The organism is Bradyrhizobium sp. CCBAU 45394 (assembly GCF_028128655.1).
GTDB classification, from domain to species: Bacteria; Pseudomonadota; Alphaproteobacteria; order Rhizobiales; family Xanthobacteraceae; genus Bradyrhizobium; species Bradyrhizobium diazoefficiens.
Genome location: NZ_LBIX01000099.1, coordinates 1 through 3,428, shown reverse-complemented (window position 1 = coordinate 3,428; position 3,428 = coordinate 1). Strand labels below are relative to the sequence as shown.

The following is a 3,428-nucleotide window of genomic DNA, read 5'->3' as shown; positions in this document are numbered from 1 at the left end:
ATCCCTCCGCGGAAAGACTCTGGATTGCTTCGCTGCGCTCGCAATGACGACGTGGAGAGAGTTGGGGTCAATGACCGCGCTTCCTCATCGTCTCGCCATCCACCATCTCCGGCGCCATCGCCGACCATGCGCTCGAGGCGAATTGCCGGCGCCATGTCACGATCACCACGGCCGCCGTGGTCACGAACAGCACCCAGGGGCTGACGAACCAGCCGAGATAGCCGAGCGCGAAGAAGAAGGCGCGCTGGCCGCGGTTGAAATGACGGCCGGCGGATTCGAACAGGCGCGTGGTGCGGATGACATGGGCTTCGGCCGCAGGCGTGTCGCGCTGGGATGCCGGCGGCATGCCGCCGAACAGGATGGCGACATAGTTGAACAGGCGATAGGCCCAGGCGAACTTGAAGAAGGCGTAGACGCAGATCAGCACGAGACCGACGCATTTCAGCTCCCACATTGCGGGCGAGGTGCTGAGGTCGGTCGGCAGCTTGCTCAGGATCGTGATGGCGTCGTTGGTCGCATGCAGCAGCGCCAGCGCGCCGCCGAGTGCGATGAGGCTGGTGGAGGCGAAGAAGGCGGTGCCGTTCTGGAGCGAGGCCATGATCTGCATGTCGACCATGCGCGTCTCGCGGTCGAGCAGCCGGCGCACCCAGACCTCGCGATAGCGGTTCATGCGCGCCGACAGGCTGTCGCGGCCATAGGCCGAGTGTTCCAGGGTCAGGGCATAGACCAGCCATTCGACGATGAAGAAGCCGACGGCGGTGATGTCGACCCAATGCCTGCTCATGTCTCTCTCCTCGCGAGCATCGCAACGATTGCCACGCAAGGCCGGGCGCAGCAACGATTGATTGACGGCAGGCGATGGCGCTAAAAGCAGCCGCATCCAGAGGACTTGGGAAGGACCAGTGGACATGGCTGCACTAAAACTTGCCATCGGCAACAAGAACTACTCGTCATGGTCGATGCGGCCCTGGCTCGCGCTGCGCGCCAACGACATCCCGTTCGTGGAGGCCCTGATCCCGCTCTACACGGATAACCCCGCGGACAAGGAGCAGATCCTGTCCTTCAGCCGCGCCGGCAAGGTGCCCGTGCTGGTCGACGGCGAGACCACGGTGTGGGATTCGCTTAGCATCATCGAATACATCGCCGAGCGCTACCCGGAAGTGAAGCTGTGGCCCGATGATGCCGCGGCCCGCGCCCATGCCCGTTCGGTGTGCGCCGAGATGCATTCCGGCTTTGTCGCCTTGCGCAGCGAATGCGGCATGAACCTGCACCGGCCGATCCGTCCCGTGGCGCTGTCGGCCGATGCGAAGGCCAACGTGACCCGCATCGAGGAGATCTGGCGCGAGTGCCGGGCGCGTCATGGTGCCAGGGGACCGTTCCTGTTCGGCCGCTTTGGCGCGGCGGACGCGATGTATGCGCCGGTCGTGCACCGCTTCCGCACCTACGCGATCGAGGTGGCACCGGATACCAAGGCCTACATGGAGACGATGATGGCGCTGCCGGCATTCCAGGAATGGACCCGCGAGGGGCTTGCCGAGACGCTTGTCATCGCGAAGTTCGAGGACGCGTAACCCGCGAATGTGATCGGGCGCCGCTTGACGATACACCAGCCGGCGGCGCTCAATCGTACCGAGTTGCGGCTTGGAAGAGGGCACGCCATGGGAATCCTGGACTCGCTGGAAAACAACCCCGCGCTCCGCAGCGCGCTCGGCCAGCTCGGCGCCGCCGTGCTGCCGGCCGTCTTGAGCGAGGTGCTCGGCAGCAACAATCAGGGCGGCCTCAGCGCGATCGTGGCCAAGCTTCAGCAGGCCGGGTTCGGTGACCAGGTCAAATCCTGGCTCGGCAACGGCCAGAACCTGCCGATCTCGGCCGACCAGCTCCGCGCGGTGCTCGGCAACGACACCGTCCGCCAGCTGGCTGCGCGCTACAACATCCCGGTTGACCAGCTGGGCCAGATCCTGGCCCAGGAGCTGCCCAAGGCGGTGGACCAGGCCAGCCCGCAGGGTCATCTGCCCCATACCGCCTGAGGCCCGGTTCCAGCGGTATTAGCGTGGCCCGCTGTTCCCGTTATCGTCCTGAAAAGACTTCAAGATTGGTGTGTTTGCCATGCTCGCATGAGGCTGGCCAAAAACGCCGCATGCGTGCTATATAACGGCTGGGTTTCCGGCCGGCCATCGCAGTGGGACCATGGGCGAGGCAGGCGTTGTTTGAGTAATGGAGAGGGTGTTGAAGCACAAATTCCCCGTTGGAACGCGCGTATTGTTCACGGCCAGCAACGTCGCGCGCCCGGCTGCCAGCGGCTCGTATGAGATCATCCGCCTGTTGCCGACGGAAGGTGACGACTGCCAGTACCGGATCAAGAGCTCGACTGAAGCCTTCGAACGGGTCGCCAAGGAAAGCCAGCTCGCGCTCTCCTGAGGCACCGCCGCCCGTTGATGTCGCGGACGAATTTCCTGCGCTCGCCGTCAAAAGGCCCGCTTCACCTTCACAAGGTGGGTCGGGGGCAGTTGCCGGCTCACGGTGCTCGCTTTGACCATTCGCTCTTTGCTCGCGTGAGGGGACGTCGCGCATGAACTGGGCATGGGCCTCGTCGCTCGACCAAATCTGGCGCTCGCCGGCCGTCCCGATGTGGATGACGCTGGCGGCTGCGGGCTTCTTCGGATTGATCCTCATGATCACGCTGCTGCGCGCCGAGAGATCGGTTGCCAACGGTGCGCTGACCGTCATCACGCTGCTTGCCATTGCCATCGCGGTGGCTGCCACGGCGCACCTCTATGGACCGGACGGGCAGGCCGCTCCGGCCGAGGCGCGCGCGCAGGGCGTTGTTACCGCGAGCCTGCCGGCGCTGTCCTGCCTTGACGATCTTGCCGGCGATGCCGTGGCCATTGGCTGCGAGAAGGCGCTGTTCGGTTCGCCGGATGCGGCGGCCGCGGCCGTCTCCTACACCGCCGCCAGGATCGACCGGCTGACCGCGCTCGGCGACGCCGCGACCGTCGACAAGAGCCTGACGCTGGACATGAAGGTGCTGCGCAAGGCGCTGGAGCGCGATCGCTACGGCCTCGTCGCGCAGGTGCTGATCGCCCGCGACGGCTGCACCCGGTTCGATTGCGCCGCCTTCCGCTCGCTGACCGATCAGCAGCAGGTCGCCGCCAACATGGAGTCCCATCTCTACGACATGCTGGTCGCACGCTATGCGCCCACCTGGAACGCGCCCGCGGCGGCAGCACCGGCCGCAGGTGCGCTCGCCGCGCTGCCGCCGTCGATGCCGACGGGCAAGCCGACCAACGCTGAATTCCCGAGCGCCTCGTCGACGCCGCCGGTGAGCATCATGAATCCGGAACCGCCTACAGCGGCGGCGCGCCAGGCCGCGCCGGCCGCGAACGCAGCGCCGGCTCCGCGCGCGCCGGCCACGACCTCGGCGCAGGCCG

Annotated in this window: 5 protein-coding genes; 4 read left to right on the top strand and 1 reads right to left on the bottom strand. The window is 66.2% G+C overall.

Features of this window, described 5'->3' with window-relative positions; all coding sequences use genetic code 11:
• Positions 1-67: 67 nt before the first annotated feature.
• Entirely contained in the window at positions 68-784 is a 717-nt protein-coding gene (locus WN73_RS12085; protein ID WP_011087926.1) for a DUF599 domain-containing protein, read from the bottom strand.
• 124 nt (positions 785-908) lie between these two features.
• On the opposite strand from WN73_RS12085, the gene WN73_RS12080 reads away from it, so the two are divergent.
• From WN73_RS12080 to WN73_RS12065, 4 genes are all read left to right on the top strand, one after another.
• Positions 909-1,571, top strand: a complete 663-nt coding sequence (locus tag WN73_RS12080; RefSeq protein WP_028171530.1) for a glutathione S-transferase family protein — start codon at positions 909-911, stop codon at positions 1,569-1,571.
• An 87-nt stretch (positions 1,572-1,658) separates the two neighbouring features.
• Entirely contained in the window at positions 1,659-2,027 is a 369-nt protein-coding gene (locus WN73_RS12075) for a YidB family protein (protein ID WP_028171531.1), read from the top strand.
• Positions 2,028-2,214: 187 nt separating this feature from the next.
• Positions 2,215-2,418, top strand: coding sequence for a hypothetical protein (locus WN73_RS12070; RefSeq protein WP_011087923.1), 204 nt, complete (start codon positions 2,215-2,217; stop codon positions 2,416-2,418).
• Between the two features lie 151 nt (positions 2,419-2,569).
• Positions 2,570-3,428: hypothetical protein (locus tag WN73_RS12065; protein ID WP_271552929.1), on the top strand; the 859-nt coding region annotated here is incomplete at its 3' end.